Origin of the sequence: Alicyclobacillus fastidiosus (assembly GCF_026651875.1) — a bacterium.
Classification (GTDB): Bacteria; Bacillota; Bacilli; order Alicyclobacillales; family Alicyclobacillaceae; genus Alicyclobacillus; species Alicyclobacillus fastidiosus.
In genome coordinates this window covers 921833-946400 of record NZ_CP104067.1, presented here as the reverse complement: position 1 = coordinate 946400, position 24568 = coordinate 921833, and the positions used below count along the sequence as shown (strand labels likewise).

Sequence of the window (24568 nt, the reverse complement as noted above, 5' to 3'; positions counted from 1 at the left end):
TGGCCCTCCCAGGCGTAGACCGCACGCTGGCGGCGCGCACACTTAAGGAATCAAGAGTGTGATTCCGCCGTCTAGTTTCACCGTCTGGCCACGGACCATCTCAGCCTCTTTCGAGCAGAGGAAGAGTGCCAAATTGGCAATGTCGTCCGGCGTCACCATTCGATGATAGGGCATCTTCTGTTCAACTGCCTCGAGCGTCTGGTCCATTTCCGGAAAGTGACCCAGCGCGTCTGTCATGACCGCACCCGCGGAAATCGCGTTTACGTTGATCTTCTTAGGTGCGAGTTCGATGGCGAAGTAGCGCACGAGGGATTCGAGCGCCGCCTTGCTCGGACCTACGGTCGTGTAATATGGAAACACTCGATCCGACCCGAACGACGACAAGGCCAGCATGGCTCCACCGTCCTCCGGCATCAACTGCGCCGCTTGCTGTGCCCCGATGAGAAATGCTCGGGTATTCACGTTGAGCGTCCAATCCCAACCTTTGACGTCGACTTCCATGGCGGATCGGTTGCGGCCTGACGCGGCGTTATGAACAAATACGTCGAGCCGTCCAAACGCCGTGCGAATCTCCTCGAACATGCCAATGATCTTTTCTTCCTGCGCCATGTTCGCGCGCACGAGCAACGCCTTTTGCCCGAGGGCTTCCACCTCTGCAGCCACTTCTCGCGCCGCGTCGCCATTGCGGAAATAGTTGATGACGACATCGGCACCTTCCTGTGCAAAGCGAAGGGCCATCGTTTTGCCAATGCCGCGCGAACTCCCTGTCACACAGACTACTTTTCCTGAATACCGTTTCACGAGGGGTTGACCCACAAAAGTTCCTCCTCTATGTACCTTACGAAACCAAAGGCTTCGAATTGTTTGCTTGCCATCTTGGCGCCGCCCCCACGCGTCTCGCGAGCGACGGGGGGTTGTGCGCACTCATGTCCCAACATCTAAGTTTAATGGAATGCGGCCGAAATACCAACCGCTTGTGACGACGGGCAATTCGCAATAATCGGGGGTTCTACACAGGATTTCACGGTCGCGAGGGCGGGCGCGATTTGTTATCATAGTAGTGGTGGACAGGTTTTATATTCTTGTTCTTTTCGATACACACCTGACTATTCAAATCGTCTAACGTTGACATAGGTTCGAGAGGAGAAACCGCATGACGGATCGCGTTCGCATCGTCGTTACCGGGCTGGGTGCAGTCACACCGTTCGGTGTCGGGGTGCCTTTATTTTGGGATGGGGTGATTTCGGGGCGGTCTGCTGTCCGCGAGACACCAGACGAACACCTGCGCCAATGGGCGCCGGCCACTGCGCATGCCGAAGATTTCGACGCCGCACAATACCTTGATAAAAAACAAGTTCAGAATACAGATAGATTTACGCAAATGGGCCTCGTCGCCGCGATGGAAGCCTTGAAAGATGCCGGTTGGGACGACTCTGCTGCGATGTTCGACGCGTATCAGGCAGACAGGATTGGCATCTCGGTTGGCTGTGCGTTTGGCGGGGTACAAACCCTGGAGGACGGTTCTGCCCGCCTGTCGACGGGGCGTTCAAGCCGCGTCGGCCCACGTCTCGTCCCGAAGTCGATTCCCAATGCCGCAGGCGCGGCGATTGCGATGCAACACGGAATTCGCGGACCGGTGATGACCTATTCGACGGCCTGCGCATCCTCCGCCAACTCGATTGGTGAGGCGTCCTACTGGTTGCGCCTCGGCGAGGCCGACATGGTTCTCGCCGGCGGAGCGGAGTGCCTGTTCAGCCCCGCGATTCTCGCGGGGCTGCGTGCAGCTGGTGCGCTCGCGACAGAGGGCCCCGAGGATTTCGGAAAGTGGTCGCGCCCGTTTGACAAGGCGCGCACCGGCATGATTATGGGCGAGGGGGCGGCGATGCTCGTGCTCGAAACGCTCGAGCGCGCACAAGCCCGCGGTGCCCACATCTACGCCGAACTCGTCGGATACGGCACGTCCAACGACGCGTATCACGAAACCTCGCCAGATCCGCGAGGGCGCGGCGCGAAACTGGCGATGGAACGGGCAATCAAAAACGCCGGTCTCACGCCGGACTCGATTGACTACATCAACGCGCACGCCACGGCCACACCAGCGGGAGATCTCGCAGAGTCGGCCGCACTTCGCGACATGTTTGGCGACCACCTGGACCAGATTCCGGTCAGCTCCATCAAGGGAGCGGTCGGGCACATGCTGGGTACCGCGGGTGCCATCGAGAGCATCGCGTGTATCGAGGCGTTGGCGACGAGCACACTGCCGCCAACGCTCAACTGCGAGGACAAGGAAGATCTGGCGCCGATGGATGTCGTTCCAAATCAGAGCCGCAAACAGCATATCTCCTACGCACTGAGCAACTCGTTTGGCTTCGGCGGCCAAAACGGCGTGCTCATTTGGAAAAACGCCGATTTAATTTGAGCGTTTCGCCAACGGATTGACGGGAATTTCTCATCAGCCTGCCCCCGCGACCACGCGGTGGGCAGGTTTGTTTCGTATCCGGCGGCCCTAGCTCACTCGCCCAGTTCAACGCCGCACACCTCACGCGCCCCCCAGTTACTCCGATGTTTCAAAGACTAGCATGCGGAGCCGTTCCTCGTACCACAAGAGGCTCCTGTCGTCAGAACTAGGCGCTGATCCCTGCGCCAACTGCGCAGTGCCTCCGCCTCTCCCGCCGACTTCCGACAACAGTTTGGCGAGCAGGTGCTTCATGTCGACCTCGCCAGTCGATTGTCCCTGGATGTGGACCCGTCCAGCGAATTCTGCCACAGCGACGACCGCGCTTCCTTGCACGGTATCCGTTACATGCTGTTGAAAAGCCTTAAAGGTCATTTTCCACTCACCCGCGTCCGAGCAATCTTCAAAGCGAGCGATGGCGACGCGACGCGTCAACAGCTCGTCGATGTGCGCCTGCAGACGCTCCTTGGCGCGATACTCGGCGAGTGCGCGTTGGAGATGCTGCGTCAGCCGCTTCTGCTCGGCGCTGTCCGCCAACTGCGCTGCGACGACCGCGGGCAGCTTCTCCCACTCCACAGACAACCGGCTCGCGAGCTGTTGAGTGACTTGCACGCGGCTGTCGTAGTCGCGCAGCGCGCGCGCCCCACAGACAAACGACAGTCTCGTGGCGTTCCTCACCTTCTCCTGTCTCGTCACCTTGATCAGGCCAATTTCGCCAGTCCGCTGCGGGTGCGTACCGCCACAGGCGTTGTGGTTAAACCCATCGATGGTCACGACGCGGATATGTTCGTCTACTTTCGGGGGATAGCGGAGGGAAAAGCCGGGAATGGCCGCAGCGTCGACAAATTGAGCGGTCACAGTCCGATTCTCGAAGACGATTTGGTTGGCCAATCGCTCTGCCCTCGCCAAATCGGCGGCGTCGAGGGCTGGCGTCGCAATGTCGACCGTTACGGCGTGCTCGCTCATGTGAAATCCCACTGTGTCGAGATCGAATAGTTCCTCAAAGGCGGCCGACAAGATGTGCTGTCCGCAGTGGTGCTGCATGTGATCGAGCCGCCGTCCCCAGTCGATGGTCCCATGCACGTGCGTGCCGACCGGAATCTCGTTCTCGACGACGTGTACGACGTCGTCGTCGCGAATCAACACGTCGATGACCTGTGTCTCGTTGAGCGTTCCGACGTCGTGCGGCTGTCCACCCGAAGTCGGATAGAATGCGGACTCGTCCAGAATCAGTTCATAGTTTCCGTCGTCGCGCCGACTGGCGTGGATAACGACGGCTTCAAACTGCGACAAGTGGCTGTCAAAGTAGTACAAACGGCGAGATATATCCATCGGGCGGCCTCATTTCGGTGCAAAAATTCGTGGTCTACTTGTCGCAGAGGATGGTCAAAAGGCGCATCCTCTCAATCGTATAGAAAGTATACAACACCCACAATTTTAAGTAGACAAAAACAGATGTTCCCTGCTAAGATGCGGATCTATAGAGACAGCAGTAGGTGCAGTGCGTGCGACGGGAGCGGGTCAATTGGGCCCGCTCCTTCGTGTATATCGCCATGCACAATGTGTCTCAATCAGACCATCAGGGAAAACCGAAATGAGCCTTTTTGCGCCAACCGATTGGAGAAAAATTGATGGACGCGTTTCATGAATATAGGAACATCGCGAAAAAGCACGCCTCATCCGATCCCGCCCACGACTACCTCCACGTCGTGCGCGTCTACCACAACGCTAGACAAATCCTGTTACATGAACGAGCGGACTCCGAAATCGTACTGGTCGGAGCCCTCCTGCACGAGCTGTTCAATTACCCGAAGGACCATCCTTTATCCCACCAGTCAGGTGACGTGGCCGCGGACATGGCCTTTGACGCGCTGCCACAGACGGCGTTTCCCATGGAGAAGCGGGAACGGGTCTGCGAGATCATCAGAAACCACGCATTTTCCAAAGGGATCATTCCAGACACCATCGAGGGGAAAATTCTCCAAGATGCCGATCGGTTGGATGCTATCGGCGCCATCGGACTCGCCCGCCTTTTTGCCACATCCGGCAGCCTCGCGCGTCCACTCTACTCCCCCGACGACGCATTCTGTCGAAACCGCCGCCCAGAGGGCAGGATGTCAGCAGTCGATCACGTCTTCGAGAAACTTCTTCACATCCCGGAGACACTCCATACTGCCGCCGCACGTGCGCTCGCAAAGCCGCGCATGGCCTTCATCTCCGCGTACTTGCATGAGCTTCGCGAGGAAATTTTATAGCGTGGTGCCAGGCGGGTTGGAGCCTTATGCATCCGCCCGCCTTCGCGGTCTGTGTCAGGAGTGCCCGATTGGCGGGAATTCGGGGCTTTGCGCGAGCATCGCGTAAGGCTGCGAGTAGGTCAACTCGTTCATCAACTGCGCCAATTGGCCGGCTTGGAATGGCCGCGTCAGGGACTTGGGGACCGGCCGATTCGCCGATACGGGGCCATGGGTGCGAAAGTGCTGCACCATCTGGACGATGGCGTCCTCGACGGCGCCCACTTCGTGCGGTGGAACGACGACACCTGCCTCGTGGTGTTCGATGAGGCTCGACGCCTCGCCCTGCTTCAGGAGCGCGAAGATGGGCCGACGCGTGTAGAGATATTCGTAGAGCTTTCCGGGAATGTACTGGTTTGCACTCGGATGGTCGTCGCCAATCAGCAAGAGGCTGTGTGCGTTCTCCATCCGCCGTACGACTTCGTCGTGGCTCAAGTAACCGAGCACCTTGACCACCTTTTCGAGGTGTAGACGCTCCACCAGTTCGCGATTCGCAAAGGAGCCCGGATAATCGAATACGCCCGCGAATTCGACGCGGATGTGGTCGCTGTGGATGCGCCCGGACCTTAGGGCTTGGCTCAGCGCCTTAAGGAATACCGCCGGGGACCGCTTCGGGTACAAGATCCCCGCGTATAGCATCGTAAATTTTCCCGACGAAGGCGCACGCTCAAGCTCGGCGAAGTCGGATGGATCGACGCCATTGCGGATGACCGTCGTCTTGTTTGCGACAAAAGGGTATTTCTCTGCGAAGCGTAGGGCAAATCCGTCCGTGACGGTCGTGATGGCCGTCGCCCCTCGCAGCACCGACCGCTCTAACCGCCGTTCAATGCTAGCACGACCGCCATCGGCAGCAAAATGCAGATTGTCCGTCCACGGGTCGCGAAAATCCGCAACCCAAGGCACGCGCGTCCAGCGCCTGAGGAGCCAGCCGGTGAGATGCGCGCTGACGGGTGACGACGTTGTGAACACACAGGACACTTTCTCTCTGCGGATCACGTTCGCTCCGACGACAGCCGCTCGAATGGCCCACAAGACCTGTTCATCGGGAATCAGCAGTAAATCCTTGCACCGCTTCAGCCACCGCTTCAACCGCGAGCGAACACCACCCGTGTGCACCTCGCCTGGCTGTGGCGACATCGAAGCGGCATCCCCTGTGCGACCGGCGCCGACGCTTTGCATCACGCGCTGTGTGAGCCGGGCAAGCGGATCCCTTATGCGGACGACTTCCACATCCGGCGGGATGTCTGCGAGCAGCGCCTCGTCCATCGTTGCACTGACCGCCAGGTCGGTCGTGAGGACAATCGGTTTCCAACCGTGATCGCCCAGGTACTTTGCAAATTTCAGGGCACGCTGTACCCCGATTCCGCCAATTGGTGGAAACAGATACGCCACAATGACGACTCGCTTCGCTTTATCCATCGTGCCCACCCCCGTCCTAAGCGCGCTGGAGCACAGGCGCTGGATTCAAATGAAGAACGCGCGCTTCGAGGCGTCCGCGGGGATCGACGAGAATGACGGGCGCGGCCTGGTTGACAAGGCGAAATAGCTCTCCCCAGTCCAGTTCGTCAAACGCGTTGTGCCAAGCGCCCACCACGATGGCGTCGGCATCGCGGAGACATTCCTCCACGGTGGAAACTTGATAGGGCTCGGCCGGTGATACAAAAGGATCGTACGCGCGCACCATCGCCCCCAGCGAACGAAACTCCTCGACGCAGCGGATGGCGGGTGATTGGCGGATATCATTCGATCCATCTTTCATCCCAAGCCCCAACACCGCCACGACGGCTGTCGCCATCTGCCGCCCACTCTGGTGAAGCGACTCCGCGACGCCTTGCGCGATGCGCCGGGGCACGCTCTCATTGGATTGCCGCGCCAGTCGAAACAGCGGCAGGTCCGTCCTCTCCGCCTGAAGTGACGCCGACAGGTAGTGGTACGCATTCGGGATACAATAGCCTCCGACGCCGACACTAGGCCACAACAGGTTCACCCTTGGGTGCGTGTTGACCATTTGAATGAGTTCATAGAGATTGACGTGATGAGACTTGGCAACCTCCTGCAATTCGTATACCAGCGCGAGACTGACGTCCCGTTGCGCATTTTCGATGACCTTCGACAACTGCGCCACCCGCATGTCCGTGATGTGCACCTGACCGTCCGTGAGCTTCTGCAGCGCCTGTGCCGCGAGCGCCGCACATCGAACGGTCAAACCGCCTGCGACGATGTCGAGCGTCTGAAATTCTTCCATCGCGCGCCCTTCGGCGACGCGTTCTGCTGCGTAGGCGACGTGGAAGTCGACACCGGCGACCATGCGACTCGTCTCCTCGAGCAGCGGTACACAGTGCGATTCCACTGTACCCGGCACGACCGTGCTCCGGATGATGACGAGATCATGCGGTTTGATCACGCGTCCAAGGCTGCGCATTGCGTCCAGCAATGGCTGTTGATTGAGCGATTTCGTCTCTGGATGGACGGGAATGCCGACGGTCACGAAGTACGTGGTGCATTCCCACGCGGCGACGGCCGGTCGGCTCGAAGCGACAAAGTTTCCCTCAGCGATATGCCGCTGTAGCATCTGCGATAAGGTCTGCCCGAGATAATCTTCCTGTACATCTGTCCGGCCCGCTTGAATGTCAGCCACCTTGTCTTCGTCGACATCGATACCAACGACGCGAAACCCTCGTTCGCACAGGCACATCGCCAGTGGCAGCCCAATGTATCCAAGTCCAATCACACCGATGGTTTCACGCATTGCCATTCCCCCCACACACTCTGGTTACTAGGTAGTGTAAGAAGAGAATGTAGATTCGATATGAAATCGGGATTAAGTGTTTGAGAAGAATGTAAAGATTTATTCACCACGCTCAAAGATGGGGGTGCGTTCAAGGTGTGAAGCGCGAACTTTTGGGGATGTTGCAAGCGGACGAACGCGGCCGCCAAGGCTCTGGACCGCCGCGTTCGTCCGGGGAGATCAGGTCCGACCGACCCAATCCGGTTTCGCCACTCCATTCCACCGGGCACGGATGTCGTCATATGTAGCGGCGTCGAGCGGTCCTTGATTGACGAGGTCCGCATTCTGCTGCCACCGTCCAGGATTGGTCGTTCCAACGATGGCCGTCGTGACTCCCGGTACCGATAATGTGAAGCGCAGAGCGATGGAGACGGCGTGCGCGACGCTTTGTTTCGTGAACCCGTACTGCAATTCCTGAAGCCGTTCCCAGTAGGCTACATAGTAGCTGTTCTCTGGGGTGTTCTCGTATTGCCAGGCCACGTTTGCTATCGGGCGCTTTGCGATGACGCCCATGCCTTTGTCGCGTGCAGCCGGCAACACCTTGTCGATAACCGATTGATCCGCGACGTTGATAGACGTTTGAAGACTGTCGAACACGCCGCTTTCCACAGCGTAGAGGGCGGCCTCGTTGTCCCCGCTGTAACCGATGTAACGGACCTTGCCAGCGTCTCTAGCCCGCTGCAGCACCTCGATGACATCTCCTTGCTGCAAGGCCTCGAGGCTGCAGCTGTGGAGTTGTAAGAGGTCGAGATAATCTGTCCGGAGCCGTTTCAAACTGCGGTCAATACTGTCTCGCAACGTCTGAACATCCCAGTCCGGCGTCGCGAGGCCAGAAGCGTGCCCACATTTGCTAAACAGGTAATAGTCGCTGCGCCGATGTGACACGACTTGCCCAATCAGCTCCTCGCTGCGGCCGTAGCACTCGGCGGTGTCAATCAAGTTGAGGCCGGCGTCGAGTGCGCTCCCGAGAAGGGCGTCCACCGTTTTCGCGTCTTGTGCCCCACCGATCTCCGATCCGCCAAACCCAAGCGCGCTCACCTTCATGTCCGTCTGCCCAAATGCGCGATATTCCATCCTGTCACTTCCTATCCGTGGTGTGCTGTCCATCTCTATTATGACAGCCCTTTGCAAAAAATACGAAATAGACAAACAATTTTTGCCGTGCGGTTCGATTGGAAGGAAATTGCGTGGCGATTGTCAAAGTCCGTAAACCAGAGATGAACCTATGGGAGGGGAAACCGCATGGACTGGCCGCTACCTTATACGCTGTGTTTCGTTCGGAGGGATTCGGAGCTGCTGCTGCTCAATCGCTTAAAATCGCCGAATATGGGCGTGTGGAACGGCCTTGGCGGAAAAATTGAACCTGGAGAATCCCCTGCCATCGCCGTTCAGCGAGAGGTCCTGGAGGAGGCGAAGCTGGATATCCCCCTCGCGCTCTTCCACTATCGAGGTGTTGTGGCCTGGACGGCTAGTGACGGGGTGAGAGGTGGTATGCACGTATTCACGGCCACCTTGCCGGCATCAGCCGCCTACTGTACCCCGATGCGCTGCGACGAGGGAATTCTCGACTTTAAACCAATCGAATGGGCGCTTCACAAAGACAACTGCGGTGTGGCTGAACTCCTCCCCGTATTCTTGCCGCACGTCCTGTCCACTGAGCCCCCCGTCACGCATATCTTTGAATTCAGCGCAGAGGTCACACCGCGGTTCACATATGCACAGCACGCCTTGCTCACCCCGGTCCAACTCGCGTAGCCCTAGTCAGGTGCGTTGTGCGAACGCGAACACCTTCCGAATTGCCTGGGGGAAGTTGCTCAAGGCTAGCCCGAGCCGGCGCCTCACATGACGGCATCCCATTGGTCGTCGGTGTCGAAGCGCGTCAAGTAGGTGGATCAATTTCCCGGGAAAGGGCCCGAAACGCGTCGAATCTCCCACGCGGAGCGCCATCCGCCACACAATTCGACGGTCTACGCTTGGCCTTCAACAGCGGATTCCGACTCCCCGTGTCTCAGCCTCGATTTGAGAACCGACTCAATCAACCTCATAATAGATGTAGTAGACATAGGCTCTGACAAAGGTGGTTGAAACGAATGGGGTTTGACTATTGCTTTGTGTGCGGTGATAAAAATCCACACGGACTGAAAATCAAGTTTCAGCAAGACGGAGACGCCGTTCACGCGACGTTCCACTGTGAAGAGCGCCACATTGGCTGGCCGAATGTGCAGCATGGAGGAATTACGAGCTCTCTCTTGGACGAAGCTTCCGCCTACGTACCGCTAAATATGGGTCTCGTCACCGTCACGGCGGAATTGAACATCACCTTCAAGGCGCCTGTTCAAGTGGGGGAGACGGTACATGTCGAGGCGCATCCGACGAAAGTGACCAAACGGCTGCTGTACGTCGAAGCCAGTATGGTCAATTCCAAAGGTGAGGTCAAAGCCACCTCATCTGCGAAAATGATCGTCCTCTCTAAGGAACAGCAAGCGAAGATGGGGATTGAAGGGGTCAGTTGAGAGTCGTATCTCGCCGGGGTCAGCCGTCGGCTGACCCTTTTGGTGCTGCGCTGTGGCAGCAAGGGTTTTCGACACGTCGGGCCGCGCCGAATCGTCTTTAGAATACAATTGACCAAACCCGGAAGGTTGGCTACAGTTTTTAGAAAAACAATGGCAGTGGAGGGTATATGATGACAGAGGAAAACCGAGGACGCCTACTTATCGCGTGTCCGGATAGTACAGGCATTGTGGCTGCCGTGGCACAGTTTTTATATCGACAAGGCGCCAATATTTCGGCGTCCGACCAGTACTCGACAGACGCGTTTGACGGAACGCTGTTTATGCGTATCGAGTTCCATCTCGACCAACTTCCGGCTCAAGAGCGGTCACTTTGTGCGGACTTCGCACCTCTAGCGGAAAAATTCCAGATGTCTTGGCGGTATGCGCCGGCGAGGCGCCGCAAGCGGATGGCCATTTTTGTATCGAAGGAACTGCACTGTCTCCAGGAACTCCTGTGGGAATGGCAGAGCGGCCAATTGGATACCGACATCTCCATGGTCGTGAGCAACCACGACGACGCGCAGACGCTGGTCAAGTCGTTCGGATTGCCATTTCACCATATCCCGGTGTACCCAAACGACAAATCGTCAGCCGAAGCCGAACAGCTCCACCTGCTCGAGTCGGCCGAGATCGACGTCGTCGTCTTGGCGCGTTACATGCAGATTCTATCCCCTACGTTTCTGGAACGCTACGCGAACCGCATCATCAACATCCACCACTCGTTCCTCCCGGCGTTCATCGGGCGCAACCCGTACGGCCGGGCCTATGAGCGCGGCGTCAAACTCATCGGTGCGACGGCTCACTATGTAACGGAGGACCTCGATGAAGGGCCCATTATCGAGCAAGATGTCACCCGCGTCGATCACCGGTACGACGCCCACGCGCTACGCATCGCTGGGCGCCAAGTCGAGCGCTCCGTCCTCGCTCGAGCGGTGAAATGGCACCTCGAGGACAAGGTGATCGTCTACGAAAACAAGACCATCGTTTTTGCATAAGCGCACTTCAGATTAAAGGAAGAAAGGGGCCCCGTCGGATGCGCGAACTGGACGAGCTGTACCACATTCGTGCCCTTGCGAGTTCTGATCTATCGGACATGCGTGAACTGACACAAGCGGTGGGCTGGGCGGTCGTCCCATGGCGCCTGAAACTCTACCAGAACATTGGTCACACGCTCGGGGCGTTGCGGGGCGACAAGCTCGTGGCGACCATTGTAGCGTTCAGACTAGGCCCGACCGATGTCGCCGTCGGTCAGCTGATCGTCCACCCGAGTGTACAGCGTCAGGGCTTGGGGCGGCGCCTCCTACAGACCGTCCTCGACCACTACCCGGACGACAATCTCCACCTCATCGCGACACAACAAGGTTTTCCGCTGTACAGCCACATGGGATTCATCAGTATCGGCGAAGTGTGGCGCATGGAGCAGGGCGTTGACGCCGAATCTGGTCGCGAATCGACGAAGCCTTTTGAAGACGCGCCAACAACCAGTACCTGTGGCGGGATGGAGCCGGCTCTGCCGCAACCTTTTCAAGTGCTGCGGCAGGAGCTCGTCCCACGGTTGTCCGACCTCGACCGGAACTATACGGGTTTCTGCCGGACGGCGCTGTTTGAGTGCCTCGTCGAGCGTGGCAAGGCCTACGTCATCTCCCGCGGTAAAGGGCCCAACTGGCATAGTGCCGCGCTGGCCGTGATGGAGCGCGGCGCGATCCGCCTGGGGCCACTGTTCGCGCCTGCACAAGAGGACGCTGCCACGCTACTACAAGACGCTGTGGAATGTGCGAAGCGGGAGGGGCTTCCGATGCGGCTCGACGTCTACGCACAACACGACCTTCTGCACAAAACAGCGTATCAACTGGGCTTTCAAGTAAAGATGCAGTCGCCCTTGATGACGCTGCGCCGCGGCAGTCATTCTTCGCCCTGCAACATGTTTTTCTGTTTCGATCCCGCCACCACCTGACCATCCACCCACTTCTCAATCCGCCCTGACGCCAGCAAAGACATACCGATTTCCCCGTCGGGGCGCACCTGCCGAGTCATTCGCCCTTGCGGCCTCCCTCCCCCAGGCATATGGTATGGGGAACGAAGGGAGGGAAAGCAGCATGGCACATCATTTGTACCCTGTTGCACAACGTTTGGTCGGCCGGCATGTCTACGTACACCACGTGAGTGGACGTGTATATCCAGGGATTCTACAAAGTGTGAACCCGCGCGGTATCTACCTGATTCGCACCAGCGGATACCAATATGTATCGCTCGACAACGACAAAGAAGACTTCGCGACTCTGAACGCCACGCACGACCGTGCGGATGTTACTGAGGTCTACGGACCAGCGGCCTTCTTCGGATTTGGTGCCCTGACCGGTTTCACGCTCGGTGCACTCGCTTCGCGCCCATACTACGGTTATGGCTATGGTGGCTATGGTGGCTATGGTGGATATGGTGGATATGGTGGGTACGGTTACGGATATCCGTACTATTGGTGAGGAGTTATTGACGAGGAGACGAACTCCACGACGACTCCTCGTCGTTCGCCACAAATTATTCAAATATTACAAAATTAAGTTCCGTGCACGATTGGCGTGGTTGTGTTATCTTTTACAGCATCCAAGATCACCGTCATAACCAAGGAGGTACTCACATGGACATTCACGTCGACGGCGCCGCAACAAAATGGCTGAAGGACGAATTCGGTCTCGTGCCCGGTGGTGCCGTGCGGATTATGACACGCTACGGAGATTCTTTGACTCAACCCGGGTTCGCGTTGACACTATCCGTGGAACGCCCCACGGAGGTGGCATCTGCCGTGGAGCGAGACGGTATTCAGGTTTTCGTGAAGGAGCAGGACACATGGTATTTTGACGGCCATGATGTGTACTTGAGCTACGACGCGAAGGCCGACGAACTCTCGTTTGACGTCCGTTAACCACATCTTGTACATAAAATTGGCGCAGTTCCACGTTTCCACGCGGACTGCGCCGATTTTATGCTTATACCAGATAGTTCCGAACGCGGTCAGCCACACACGCCACCACATCAGGGTGAATCCCTAAATGGTCGGAAATCCGAATTTGTATCTCGCTGCGACCAGTGGTCGCTTGCCACTTGGCGATTCGCTCGGGAAGCGTGTCCGTGAGCCAACCACTGAACCACAAATACGGCGCAACCACAATCGTGGTGAAGCCTTCAGCCGCCATCTGAGTGAGTGTATCCTCCAGTCGTCGCCCTGTTCCGGCTAGGTAGCCGACCGACACCTGCGCCCGCACGTGCGTTGCGAGTTCGTGCCCCAATTCGCCAAACACCGCCTGCGCTTGCGGCTCCTTGTTCCCCCTGCCGAGCAACAAGATCCCCGTCCCAGGGGCGAATAGATTTACCGAAAGCGCTGCGATGCGTTCCACCAATGCCTTGAACAGCGCAGCATCCGTGCCGTACGGTTCGGATAACGTCATGCGAACGTCAGGGTGCGCGCGCGCCGCGCTGGCCAATTGGCGCGGAATGTCCTCGAGCATGTGTCCTGCACAGAACAGGAACAACGGGATACACACCACGTGGTCTGCTCCTCGTGCCACGAGCGAATCGATACCTTGCACGATATCCGGGGACTGTAACTCGAGGAACGCGTGAGACGATAGCATAGAAGGGGACACGAGAGACTTCACAGCGTCCACGAAGCGAACGAATTCGTCAACTCCGTGCTGACGCCGAGTCCCGTGTCCAACGAACAGGATGGCCGTGGTCATACGCGGACCACCGTCGAATCTGCCGGATGGTCATTCCACAATGCCTCAATCATGGTCTGCGAAATGGACGAATCATCTGCGTAGTGCAGCGATTGCAGTCGAATCGGGGCCCCCGCTTGACATGCCTCTAAAGACAGTTGTTCCACAGCGTCCGACCGGTGTGCTGTCCACACCACGTCCACTCCTTCTGCTAGCCATTCCCGAAACACGCCTGACCACGGTCGATTCTCATCAACGGCGTACGCACAGAACGTGTTGAAAGGCGCAACGGAAAGGTTGCCGAATGCCTGTGCCAAATTGCCCCCCGCCTCACACCACCACTGCTCGACAGGCGACTGCAACAAGGTATCGGGCCCAATGCCATCCGCGAAAATGCCGTACGTCTCGAGGTATTCGGCGACGACGTGGTTCGACGCACCAAAACTCAGTGAGGACAGGCGGCGTGCGTCAATTCGCGACACCCTGAGCTCGTCAAACCAACACTTCGCGCCAAGTGTCGTCGTAAAGTACACGCCTGCTGGAACGCCCGACGTCATGACGTCGGACAAAGCGCACCGAATCTCTGATGTGTTTTGTGAAGCGATGAGTTCACTGCTAAAGGCCAGGGTTTCAGCGCCCAACACTTCAAGCGCCTCCGCCATCCGTATCGCCTCCGCAGTGGTGTCAGCGGTGATGAACACCCTTCGGCCAAAGAGTGGCAGCGACTCAAACCAGGACAGTTCGTCCCGACTGGAGACCACGTCCCCGACGACGATAATCGCCGGCGACTGAAAGCGAGTCTGGCGGACTGTCTCTGCGATGTCCTCGAGTGTCCCCACCAGCGTCCGCTGGGCTGCACGCGTGCCCCACCGAATCAGTGCCACGGGCGTCGTCGGGGACTTCCCGGCAGTCAAGAGCCCGGCGACGATTCGAGGAAGCTGGCGCACGCCCATGAGGACGACGAGCGTGTCTGAGAGCTTTGCGTACGCATTCCAATCCAACTCCAAGCCTTCGGTCGACCGATGACCGGTGACCACTGTGAAAGACGGTGATACATCTCTGTAAGTAACGGGAATACCTGCGTAAGCCGGGACGCTGACGGCGGACGTGATGCCAGGGACGACTTCGAAAGGAATGTCCGCCTTCGCCAGGGCCAAGGCCTCTTCCCCGCCGCGGCCGAAGACGAACGGATCGCCGCCTTTTAAGCGAACGACGTTCCGTCCGGCACGTGCCAAGGAAATGAGGAGTTGTTCGATGTCGCGCTGCGGCATCGTATGGTCGTCGGCGACTTTGCCGACGTAATAAAGGGAAACGCCGGGCTTCGCGTAACCGAGGAGTCGTGGAGACGCTAGACGGTCGTAGACGATGGCGTCCGCATGTTCCAATACACGTCGCCCTTTTACCGTCAAGAGTCCAGGGTCACCGGGGCCAGCCCCGACGAGGAACACCCTTCCACTTGCCATCCGCGAAGCCTCCTTACGATACAGTCACTAAACGCTCTTGCAACTGGTCGAGACCGACACGAACACAGTAGTCGCCAAACGACTCCCCAGCGCGGCGCTCATCGCGATACGCCTCGAGGATAGGATACAGCGTCGAGACCAGTTCCTGTGCAGGTACCATTTCCTTAAATAGCTGGTTCATGCGCGTACCTGCGACATTGGCACCCAAGAATACGTCATATTTGCCGAGGACACGGCCGACAAACCCAATCTCGGCGATATACGGGCGGGCACATCCATTCGCGCACCCCGTCATCCTGATGATGATGCCATCGTCCTGAAGCCCGAGCTTCACAAGCGCCGCTTCGAATTCGCGGATGATGGTCGGCAGTGCTCGTTCCGATTCCGCGATACCCAGGCCGCACGTCGGCATCGACGGGCAGGCCATCGACTCCAGCAAGATGGGGCGGTATTCGTCCGCCAACTTGACACCGGCGTCGCGCAACAACTGCTCGACTTCGCTGGCCTGTTGTTCCGTCAGGTTGCAGAGAATCAAGTTTTGCTGTGTCGTCAGGCGAACCGTTGGCTGATACGCCACCATGATTTCGCGAAGGACAGACTTCAACTTCATGGTCTCGGTGTCGTGAATGCGGCCGTTCTCGATGAACAACCCTAGGTGAACCTTGCCCGCTTCCCCTTCCAGGCGACCCAAGTGATCATGGGACGATGTCCAGTCGATGTCGCGCGGAGGATCGAGTTCGTAACCTAGGCGCTTTGCGGCCTCTTCGCGGAACCACTCAATCCCTCTGTCCGCCACGAGGTACTTCATGCGCGCGAACTTGCGGTTTTCCCGGTTGCCAAAATCGCGTTGAATTCCGATCACGGTTTTACAAACTTCAGTGAGCTTGCTCGGCTCCACAAAGCAGAACGGCTTAGCCAGGAATGGTCGTGTGTTTTTATCGCTTGCCGTGCGCCCCATCCCGCCGCCTATCGCCAGGGTGTATCCAGCTACTTCGTCGCCCGCTCGATGTGCAGTGATAGCGATGTCGTTGGAGAAGATGTCCGCACAATTGTCCCCTTCGTATCCGAAGGCGATCTTGAACTTGCGCGGCAGGTACGTTTCACCGTACAGCGGCTCCTCAGTTTCACCCTCGGCGAGGTTCACCTTTTCGCCGTCCAGCCAAATTTCGTGGTAGGCGTTGGTCTTCGCCGATGTCGCGTCGACCACAGCGAGCAGGTCTTTGCGCACACTGTCGTAAAACGGCCCTTCGTGCGGCGCCGCACATGTGACGATGTTGCGAACTTGGTCGCCACAGCCGCCCAGAGTCGTAATCAGCACATCGTTGATGCTCTTCAGCGTCGCCTTGATGTTCTTCTTCAAGATCCCGTGCAATTGGAACGTTTGACGCGTGGTGATGCGCATCGTCTCATTGCCGTACTGCTCAGATAACTTATCGAACTGGAGGTACTGCTCTGCACTTAAGATGCCGCCCGGAATGCGCGCGCGAATCATCATCGAATACGCCCGCTCTTTCCCCTCCTTCGTCAATTGACGGCGAAGGTCGCGGTCGTCCTGCTGATACATGCCATGGAATTTGAGAACCTGAATATTCTCTTCAGAAAAGTGCGTCGAGTCTTCCTGAAGTGCCTCTGCAATCGTCCCCCGGAGAAAATGACTTTCTTGTTTAATTGTCTCGTTCTTCGACAATTTCTTCTCCTTCTCCATCCAGTTCACCTCACCGTTTCCGATTCTCTATGTGCCTTGCCCTAGAGACTGACGATGTTACCGCCGTAATTGAGCACTCGGGTGCAAGCCGCACTCGGTCTTAGCAAAACCTGCCCAGCGTCCACTGCGCGGATCTTCACCCGGGTTCACTGGCCGCGTGCAATGCAGGCATCCGATGCTTGGATAGTTCTGGTCGTGCAATGGGTTGTACGGGACGTCGTTTTGCTTAATGTAACGCCACACTTGGCCCTCTGTCCACCGAACGAGCGGATTTACTTTTACGAGTCCAAATTTATCATCCCACTCGAATACTTTGGCATTCGCGCGGGTCGGAGCTTGTTCCCGGCGAATTCCCGTAATCCAGCCATCGTATTCCGTGAGCACTTGCTTGAGTGGGGTGACTTTGCGGATGGCGCAGCAAGCGTTCGGATCTCGCTTCCACAATTCGTCGCCGTGCTGTGCAGCCTGTTCAGCCAGGGTTAACGCGGGGAGTACTTGACGCAGGTTTGGGATGCCGTATTTCTCGACAGCTCTGTCGCGAAGGTCATACGTCTCTTCGAACAGGACGTTCGTATCCAGGTAGAACACGTTCGCCTCTGGGTTCACCTTCATCAGCATGTCGAGAAGGACCATATCCTCCGCGCCAAAACTGCATGCAAAGGTCATATTCGGGTCACGGTGGAGTGCTTCCGCGATAATTTCTTGAGGAGTTGCCTGTTCAAACTCTTCAGCGAGCTGTTCGATCCACTCGGGTATTGTCGATACGGTTGTCGTCAAAGCATTCACCTCATAATCCGATAGACATTTTCGGAATTAATCTTCTGATGACTATAATACGGAGCGTCGTCATTGTCAACGACGAAACCTGGTATTTTACCTTGTAAATCCGGTGGATTATGATGAATGTACCAGTTGAAGGTCAATGCTTCGGAAAAGAGGGATACGGTCTTGCACTACGCGGCTTTCCTGCACCTTCATGGCAAATTGTGCGTCGTCGTCGGCGGTGGGGTCGTGGCCACGCGCAAAGTGCGAAACCTCTTGGCATCGGGGGCATCCATAACCGTGGTCAGCCCAGAAATCACCTCCGACTTACAGAGTTGGATTTCTGACGGCCGCGTCCATCACGTGGCACGCGCGTATCAAGCCACTGATGTCACCGGGGCGGCCCTCGTCTTCGCCGCAACCAATCATCGCGCCGTCAACGAGGCCATCGCGCACGACGCCGACGCCCTCGGCATCTGGTGCAACGTCGCCGATGACGCCAAGGCCTGCGATTTTATCGTACCCGCCGTCTACGAGCAGGCGGGCATTCAACTCGCCATCTCGACTTCGGGCCACTCCCCGGCACTCGCCAAAAAGCTGCGAGACGCGCTAGCGAAAGACCTAGAGGATGGCGGTCGCCGCTTCTACGCGGCGCTCGAACAACTGTCGTCAGGAGATGGCACGGCGCTGTAGCCCTCCACCCTGTGGCGGTGCACCGCTTGGCGGCGGCGCGGACAGCTTTAGACCGCCACGTCGTCACCCGTCGGCTCTGCAACCGGAAGTTTTTTCAGCAGGCTGTTGAACTCGAGTTCGACAAATTTTTCACGCGTCTGCGCGTAATCGATGTTCAGTTCTAACCGCGCCGCATCCACGTGTTCCAGTTCCTGTAAATCAGTGCGAATCGTCGCCAAGGTCTTGCTCAAAAACGCCGCTCGCTTGCCGACCAGTTCCGTCTCGGACTCCTTCAAGAGGTAGGACAGCGGAGAGCGAGCGATGCCTAGCGCCTTAAACATCTGTTTCAAGTCGGATTCGTGAGCTGGATACAAATCTTCAATGTACTCATACAGGTTGTCGATGGTCCCGAACTCTCTCAAGAGTGGCACAGAGGCCTTTTCCCCTACGCCTTTGACACCTGGAATATTGTCACTGCTGTCCCCTTCGAGCGCCTTTTTGTCGATCATCTGCCAAGGCTCTAACCCATACTCCTCCTCGAACGTGACAGTCGTATATTCGAAGGTCCCGTCGGGAACGGACAGTTGCTTGACGCTGAGTCCCCGGTTCTGATACAGCGCGTCCGCCTTTGAGGTCAAGAGCCAAACACGTGTACCCTCCGAGATCAGCTGCAAGGCATCCTGATCCTTTGTAAAGACATAAACTGGCATGTCCTGCTCGAACTTGCGGGCGAGCGTGCCGAGAATATCATCTGCCTCATAGTCCTCAAACCAAAACTGCGGGATGTTCATCGTCTCGAGCAAGGCCTGCATCGTCCCATACTGCTCGCCGAGAATCGGCAGGGCGTCCTCGCGGTGTCCCTTGTAGTCCGGGTACAGTTCTCGTCGAAACGTGTTCCGAGAGACGTCCCACGCCACGGCCAGATGGGTCGGCTTTTGACGTTCGATGAGATTCAGTAAAATCCTGGTCATTGGGTATACCGCGTTGGTGTAGATCCCCGCCTCGGTCCGCAGGGCCTTCTTGCGAAGGTACGCCTCACGCTCTTCTTGCGATCGCAATTGATAATAATCCCTCGGTACATTGCCAAAAAAGGAGGTCGTCAAGAGAGACGACCCATCTATTAAAATCAACTTCATATGTGTGCGCACCTCTTCGCCTATAAATCCTTGTCCCATTGTAGCACGGATGCGCGCGAGCGGGGCGGCGAGCGCTTGCATGACCAAGCATCCGCCACTTGGCGACGACGCCCTTTTGGTCAAGCAAAAAGGAGAGCGGGCATCTCCCCGCTCTCCTCGTCACCGTTATTCTGTCTCGTCCTCGCCCTTCGTCCGACCCTTGTCGGAAATGACACCCCGAAGTGCTTTCCGGTACTCGACATCACTCAAGATTTCCTTTTTCGGTTTCGATGCGCCCATCGCACCAGTGTTGTCCACACCGCGCAACTGCATGCGCAAGGCCTCCCGATAGGCGAGATCCCCTTCGCTGTACCGCGAATTGTCAAGGTCCTCGTCGGTCCTAGGCGAGGCCTCGGGTGTGCCCGTTTGGGCGTCGACAACGGCCACCTCAGAAGCGTACTCACCCTCGTCGGAATCCGTTTGCGAATCGTTTCGCTCGCGCCGCATCGCCCGCATGCTCGAACTGATAAAGACCAAGCCAAGGACCACGACGACGGCAGCAAAGATTATCAAAAACTTCATCGGAACACACCCCCTGTCAGCTCAGATGGGACGGCCGAAGGACGACGGTTAAGACACGAATTTGCGCGTGATGTCGGCGACGCGTCGACCAAGCGCCCGTCCGAGTGCCAAATCCGAGTCTGTCGGCATGTTCAACGGCGCGTCCTCCGACATTTCGACGGGACACGTGACACCCACGCCATAATACGAGCCGTACAGAACGTTTTCCGGAACGTTCCCAGGGAGCCCGACAATGATCATCCCGTTGTGCAGCATTGGCGTGATCAAGTTCCAAAGTGTCATTTCGATGCCGCCGTGGACGGTCGCGGTCGTACAAAACGCCGCGCCGATTTTACCGACGAGTGCACCCTGCGCCCACATGGGGCCGAGCTTGTCTATCCAAGCCTTCAATCCTGAACTGATTGTACCAAAATGTCCCGGACATCCCCAGATGATGGCGTCCATGTCTGCCAAATCCCGTGGATCCGCCTCGGAGACGTGATGGAAGTGGACGTTCACGTCCTCGGCGGACCTAGCGCCGTCGGCGATGGCGCCGGCGAGCGCTTCGGTATGTCCAGCCTCGCTGTCATATACCACGTAGATGTTCATTCATTCGTACCTCCGATGTCAGCCTTCGTTCGGTTCCACCGTCGCCGGTGCTGGGAGTGCACGCTGAGGCTCGCGCTTTGGCGTGCTCTTCCCGATATTTTTGTTGCGGCGCAAGAACAGTGACATGATGAGCGCCAAGAGCGCCAACGCAGCCGCGACGAGGTATGCGTCATCGACACCTTGCACGCCGGCGAGTTTTTCAGCTTGGCCGTACATGAGATAGGTCACATACGTCTGCGCTGTCTGCATCGGTACGCCGAGCTGTGCGGCAAAGCCCTGTACCATGGTGTGCACCGAGTTGTACAACTGCGGATTGGTCGACGTGACTGTATTGATGTATTGATTGTAGTGCGTGTTCGTCCGGTTCGTCATCACGGTGATGAGCAACGAGGTGCCCAGCGACGAAGCGACCATTCGCACAGTGTTCGCCGCAGCCGTTCCGTGTGCTGCGAATTGCCGAGGCAGATAGTTCAACCCACTGGTCATGATGGTCATGGCGATAAAGCCCATTCCGAACATGCGGAACGTATAAATCCACTCGATATGGCCAAATGGCGTGTTGGGTGTAAGGTGTCCCAAATCCCACGTCGTGATAACTGTGATGAGAAGACCGACAACCGCGAGTGGTCGAATGCCGATTTTATCGAGCAGAGCGCCCGACACAGGCGACATGATACCCATTAAAATGGCACCCGGTAACATCAACAGGCCGGAGTCGAGAGAGCTGTAGCCTCGAAGGTTTTGAATGTACATCGGCGTGAGCAGCGCCCCACCGTACATCGCCATGTTGACAACACAGCTCACGGCTGCGGCCAGTGAGAACCCCCCCACCTTGAACACCCGCAAATTTAACAGCGGATGCGAGGTGGTCAGTTCGCGAATGACAAACAAGATCAGGAACACGACGCCGATGATCACGCTGACGACGACCACGCCGCTGCCCCAGCCCTTGCTGCCCGCCTCGCTAAATCCGTACAACAATGCACCGAGACCGATAGTGGAACTCAAAAAACTGAGGAACGCAAACTTCGGGAACGTTCGCTCTGTGACGTTTTTCAAGTAAATCGCGGCCACGATGATATCGATTACCGCCACCGGAATGACGATGTAGAACAACACGCGCCAGGAGTAGTTCTGGATGATCCACCCGGACAGCGTCGGTCCTACGGCTGGGGCGAAGAACATCGCGATGCCGATTGTCCCCATCGCCTTCCCGCGCGTTTCCGGCGGGTACAGCGTCATGATCACCGTCATCATCAAGGGCATCATCATACCCGCCCCGATCGCCTGGATGACGCGGCCGATCATCATCACCACGAAGTCGGGAGCGACCGCACAGCAGACAGACCCCAACCCGAACATGGTCATCGCCCCTAAGAACAATTGCCGGGTGGTGAACGTGCCCATGAGGTACGCCGTCAGCGGAATGACGATCCCGTTGGCCAGCATGTAACCCGTACTCAACCACTGAACCGTGTTCGCGGACACGTTAAAATCGTTCATCAACTTCGGAATTGCCACGTTCAGGAGCGTTTGGTTCAAAATGGCCGCAAACGCACCAATCACCAACGAAATCAAGATAGGCGCTTTGTGTATGCTCGCCGTGTTCGAACCACCAGGAGCGGCACGCATGGCTACTTGGCTCATCAAAGGCGCCCCCTTACTTGTGAATCCGAACGGAAGCGTTCATACCAGGCGCCAAACGACCTGTGCCCGATTGAATTTGGATTTGCACTGGAATGACTTGCGTCACTTTCGTGTAGTTGGCATCCGTACTGGCTGTAGGCAGCAACGAGAACGTGGACGCGGTCGCCAGGCCAATCTGTTTCACAACGCCGCTGAACGTGGTGCCAGGATACGCATCGATGTATACGTCCACCGCCTGGCCGACTTTCACGTCGTTGATCTGGGTCTCTTTGATGTTTGCCGTGACCCACAAGTTGTTCAGGTTGTACGCGTACGCAAGCGGCGTGCCAGCTGCCACGAACTCGTTATTCACCGCCATGTTCTGTACGATTGTCGAACTTTGTGGATCCGGCACGTCGACACTTGTCGTCCCCTTGGCACTTGGCACTTGAATCGTCCCAACGTTGTCGCCTGCGTTAAACTGGGTGCCGACGGTTCCATCCCAATTGGTCAACTTTCCTGTAGCCGGAGCAGCGATGACAATCTGCTGCCCAGTGACTTGCGCATCGTCAGTCTTCAAGTACGTCGTAGATTGATTGTAATAGTAATAACCGACAAATCCGGCGATGAGCACAACCAAAATGACGACGATCTGTACAATCAACATGCGTCTAGCATTCACTGTGTTCAAGTCCCCCTATAGCGGATCTAGAGTCCGAAAAGCGCTTCACGTAGCATGCCCATCCACATTTCAACTTAGCATGTACGGTCGCACGTCCAGACTTACATTCACCACTTAAATGTTTTATGCGACCTATATTTTAGTTGCTTAAACTTATGAGTGCAAGATACAACCATGCTGTGACGAACATTCCAGGACCGACGTTCCGAATCATGTCACATTCGAGGGTCGGCGCTTAACCTAGCGGCGACGTTTCACTACGCGAGTCAGGGCCTCCAAAAAGGCGTCTACCTCCGCGTTCGTATTGTACGGTGCAAGGCCAGCGCGCACGAACCCCCCCGTCTGGTCGAGGCCTAGTTTATGCGCCAACGTGCTGGCGTAGAAATCCCCATCGGCGATAAAAATCCCGTACTCATCCACCATTTCCTGACAGATTTCACGTGGGGCTACGCCATCGACGGTAAATGCGATGGTCGGCGTCTTGCGAATGTCCGGGGCCGCTGAATAGAGGGTCACGCCTGGCAGGTCCTGAAGCCCTTGCCGCATGCGCCACGCCAGTGCATCCTCGTGCGCCTCGATGAGATCGAAGGCGCGAACGAGCTTTTCGTGCAGGGTGGCCCCCTGACCAAGCGTGCTGATGTAGCTGATTGCCGCTCCGACGCCCGCGATGCCCGCGTGGTTCTGCGTGCCCGTCTCGAGCTTGTCCGGAATGGACGACGGGGCCGGCTCCAATTTATACGTGTCGAGTGACTCGAAGACGTCGCGTCGGAGGGTGGCGACGCCGACGTGCGGCCCGAAGAACTTGTAGGCGGAGCACAAAAGCATGTCTGCGCCAAGCGCGTCGCGGTCGATGACCATGTGTGGCGCCGCGTGCACCGCGTCGACTGCGACCAGAGCCCCCATGGCATGCGCCATGGAAGCGATGTGGCGCACGTCTGTCACCGTGCCGACGGCGTTCGAGGCCAGGCCCACGGCCACGAGGCGCGTGCGAGGAGAAAGGAGGTGGTCGAGCGCTTTCAGATCTAGTGTGAGCGTTTTTGTGTCGACCTTCAGCCACTTTACCGTAACACCGCGATCTTTTGCGGCACGGCGCCAGGGATCTACGTTCGCGCGGTGATCGAGCTCGGTGACGACAATTTCGTCGCCGGGTTGCCAAGTACGCGCCAGCGCACGGGAAATTGCCAGGTTTAAGGTCGTCATGTTCGGCCCGAAGGCCACTTCCTCTGCCGGTACGTTCAACAGACTGCCGACCGACCGGCGCGCCTGCGCCAAAATGTCCTCCGTTTCGACGCTGGTTGGGAACACGCCGTGCAGATTGCCGCCCCCGCGCGACATATAGGCGGATACGGCGTCGATGGCGAATTGACAAACCTGCGATCCGCCCGGTCCATCCAGATAGACCACCTGTTGACCGCGGTGCGTCCTCGCGAGGGCGGGGAATTGTTGTCGAACTCTTTCGACATCGATGCGCAAAGTCATACAAATTCCTCCTTACGGTATATTCGTCTGTCGATTCTCACAAGCTTGTCTATAAAGACATTCGCCTGCCTCGCTAGACTCGCTAAAGAGAACGC

The 24568-nt window shown here is 57.4% G+C and carries 24 protein-coding genes; 9 read left to right on the top strand and 15 right to left on the bottom strand.

Annotated elements, in window-relative coordinates; genetic code table 11:
* Positions 1–42: 42 nt before the first annotated feature.
* Positions 43–816, bottom strand: a complete 774-nt coding sequence (fabL, locus tag NZD89_RS04880) for an enoyl-[acyl-carrier-protein] reductase FabL (RefSeq protein ID WP_268006644.1) — start codon at positions 814–816, stop codon at positions 43–45.
* Between the two features lie 337 nt (positions 817–1153).
* On the opposite strand from fabL, the gene NZD89_RS04875 reads away from it, so the two are divergent.
* On the top strand, positions 1154–2419 hold the full coding sequence (locus NZD89_RS04875) for a beta-ketoacyl-[acyl-carrier-protein] synthase family protein (protein WP_268006643.1): 1266 nt from the start codon (positions 1154–1156) through the stop codon (positions 2417–2419).
* A gap of 135 nt (positions 2420–2554) precedes the next feature.
* Here the strand turns inward: NZD89_RS04875 and NZD89_RS04870 are convergent, their stop codons facing one another.
* Positions 2555–3787, bottom strand: a complete 1233-nt coding sequence (locus NZD89_RS04870; protein WP_268006642.1) for an alanyl-tRNA editing protein — start codon at positions 3785–3787, stop codon at positions 2555–2557.
* A gap of 299 nt (positions 3788–4086) precedes the next feature.
* On the opposite strand from NZD89_RS04870, the gene NZD89_RS04865 reads away from it, so the two are divergent.
* On the top strand, positions 4087–4710 hold the full coding sequence (locus tag NZD89_RS04865; RefSeq protein WP_268006641.1) for an HD domain-containing protein: 624 nt from the start codon (positions 4087–4089) through the stop codon (positions 4708–4710).
* A gap of 54 nt (positions 4711–4764) precedes the next feature.
* Here NZD89_RS04865 and NZD89_RS04860 read toward each other — a convergent pair whose 3' ends face one another.
* From NZD89_RS04860 to NZD89_RS04850, 3 genes are all read right to left on the bottom strand, one after another.
* Positions 4765–6165 (bottom strand): glycosyltransferase, encoded by a 1401-nt coding sequence (locus NZD89_RS04860; protein WP_268006640.1) that lies wholly within the window; start codon positions 6163–6165, stop codon positions 4765–4767.
* Positions 6166–6181: 16 nt separating this feature from the next.
* A complete protein-coding gene (locus NZD89_RS04855) occupies positions 6182–7495 on the bottom strand; it encodes a nucleotide sugar dehydrogenase (protein WP_268006639.1) in 1314 nt (437 codons plus the stop codon).
* 219 nt (positions 7496–7714) lie between these two features.
* Positions 7715–8608, bottom strand: coding sequence for an aldo/keto reductase (locus NZD89_RS04850; RefSeq protein ID WP_268006638.1), 894 nt, complete (start codon positions 8606–8608; stop codon positions 7715–7717).
* Positions 8609–8776: 168 nt separating this feature from the next.
* Between NZD89_RS04850 and NZD89_RS04845 the strand changes: the two genes are divergently transcribed.
* The 6 genes from NZD89_RS04845 to NZD89_RS04820 all read left to right on the top strand — a co-directional run bounded on the left by NZD89_RS04845 (position 8777) and on the right by NZD89_RS04820 (position 13006).
* On the top strand, positions 8777–9289 hold the full coding sequence (locus NZD89_RS04845) for an NUDIX hydrolase (RefSeq protein ID WP_268006637.1): 513 nt from the start codon (positions 8777–8779) through the stop codon (positions 9287–9289).
* A 335-nt stretch (positions 9290–9624) separates the two neighbouring features.
* Positions 9625–10047 (top strand): PaaI family thioesterase, encoded by a 423-nt coding sequence (locus NZD89_RS04840; RefSeq protein ID WP_268006636.1) that lies wholly within the window; start codon positions 9625–9627, stop codon positions 10045–10047.
* Between the two features lie 167 nt (positions 10048–10214).
* Positions 10215–11081 (top strand): formyltetrahydrofolate deformylase, encoded by an 867-nt coding sequence (purU, locus tag NZD89_RS04835; protein WP_268006635.1) that lies wholly within the window; start codon positions 10215–10217, stop codon positions 11079–11081.
* On the top strand, positions 11024–12040 hold the full coding sequence (locus tag NZD89_RS04830; protein WP_268006634.1) for a GNAT family N-acetyltransferase: 1017 nt from the start codon (positions 11024–11026) through the stop codon (positions 12038–12040). Before purU ends, NZD89_RS04830 begins: the two co-directional genes overlap by 58 nt.
* 142 nt (positions 12041–12182) lie before the next feature.
* Positions 12183–12566, top strand: a complete 384-nt coding sequence (locus tag NZD89_RS04825) for a hypothetical protein (protein WP_268006633.1) — start codon at positions 12183–12185, stop codon at positions 12564–12566.
* A gap of 155 nt (positions 12567–12721) precedes the next feature.
* Positions 12722–13006 (top strand): HesB/YadR/YfhF family protein, encoded by a 285-nt coding sequence (locus tag NZD89_RS04820; protein WP_268006632.1) that lies wholly within the window; start codon positions 12722–12724, stop codon positions 13004–13006.
* A 64-nt stretch (positions 13007–13070) separates the two neighbouring features.
* On the opposite strand, the gene NZD89_RS04815 is transcribed toward NZD89_RS04820, so the two are convergent.
* The 4 genes from NZD89_RS04815 to NZD89_RS04800 are packed head-to-tail and all read right to left on the bottom strand — an operon-like array spanning position 13071 to position 17744.
* Entirely contained in the window at positions 13071–13820 is a 750-nt protein-coding gene (locus NZD89_RS04815) for a sirohydrochlorin chelatase (protein WP_268006631.1), read from the bottom strand.
* Positions 13817–15262, bottom strand: a complete 1446-nt coding sequence (gene cobA / locus NZD89_RS04810; protein ID WP_268006630.1) for a uroporphyrinogen-III C-methyltransferase — start codon at positions 15260–15262, stop codon at positions 13817–13819. Before cobA ends, NZD89_RS04815 begins: the two co-directional genes overlap by 4 nt.
* 13 nt (positions 15263–15275) lie before the next feature.
* Positions 15276–16967, bottom strand: coding sequence for an NADPH-dependent assimilatory sulfite reductase hemoprotein subunit (locus NZD89_RS04805; protein WP_268006629.1), 1692 nt, complete (start codon positions 16965–16967; stop codon positions 15276–15278).
* A gap of 57 nt (positions 16968–17024) precedes the next feature.
* Complete coding sequence (locus NZD89_RS04800; protein WP_268006628.1) at positions 17025–17744, bottom strand: phosphoadenylyl-sulfate reductase; 720 nt, start codon at positions 17742–17744, stop codon at positions 17025–17027.
* A gap of 126 nt (positions 17745–17870) precedes the next feature.
* On the opposite strand from NZD89_RS04800, the gene NZD89_RS04795 reads away from it, so the two are divergent.
* Entirely contained in the window at positions 17871–18422 is a 552-nt protein-coding gene (locus NZD89_RS04795) for a precorrin-2 dehydrogenase/sirohydrochlorin ferrochelatase family protein (RefSeq protein WP_268006627.1), read from the top strand.
* 47 nt (positions 18423–18469) lie between these two features.
* Here the strand turns inward: NZD89_RS04795 and NZD89_RS04790 are convergent, their stop codons facing one another.
* The 6 genes from NZD89_RS04790 to NZD89_RS04765 form a co-directional block, all read right to left on the bottom strand.
* Complete coding sequence (locus tag NZD89_RS04790) at positions 18470–19618, bottom strand: 5'-3' exonuclease (RefSeq protein ID WP_268008393.1); 1149 nt, start codon at positions 19616–19618, stop codon at positions 18470–18472.
* 84 nt (positions 19619–19702) lie between these two features.
* The gene (locus NZD89_RS04785; protein WP_268006626.1) at positions 19703–20098 is read right to left on the bottom strand and encodes a hypothetical protein; all 396 of its coding nucleotides are present in this window, start codon (positions 20096–20098) and stop codon (positions 19703–19705) included.
* A gap of 48 nt (positions 20099–20146) precedes the next feature.
* The gene (locus NZD89_RS04780; protein ID WP_268006625.1) at positions 20147–20686 is read right to left on the bottom strand and encodes an NAD(P)H-dependent oxidoreductase; all 540 of its coding nucleotides are present in this window, start codon (positions 20684–20686) and stop codon (positions 20147–20149) included.
* 18 nt (positions 20687–20704) lie between these two features.
* Positions 20705–22333, bottom strand: a complete 1629-nt coding sequence (locus tag NZD89_RS04775) for a DHA2 family efflux MFS transporter permease subunit (RefSeq protein WP_268006624.1) — start codon at positions 22331–22333, stop codon at positions 20705–20707.
* A 13-nt stretch (positions 22334–22346) separates the two neighbouring features.
* Positions 22347–22979 (bottom strand): HlyD family secretion protein, encoded by a 633-nt coding sequence (locus NZD89_RS04770; protein ID WP_431308753.1) that lies wholly within the window; start codon positions 22977–22979, stop codon positions 22347–22349.
* Positions 22980–23234: 255 nt separating this feature from the next.
* Positions 23235–24473: a cysteine desulfurase-like protein gene (locus NZD89_RS04765; protein WP_268006622.1), complete on the bottom strand. Its 1239-nt coding sequence runs from the start codon at positions 24471–24473 to the stop codon at positions 23235–23237.
* Positions 24474–24568: the final 95 nt, after the last annotated feature.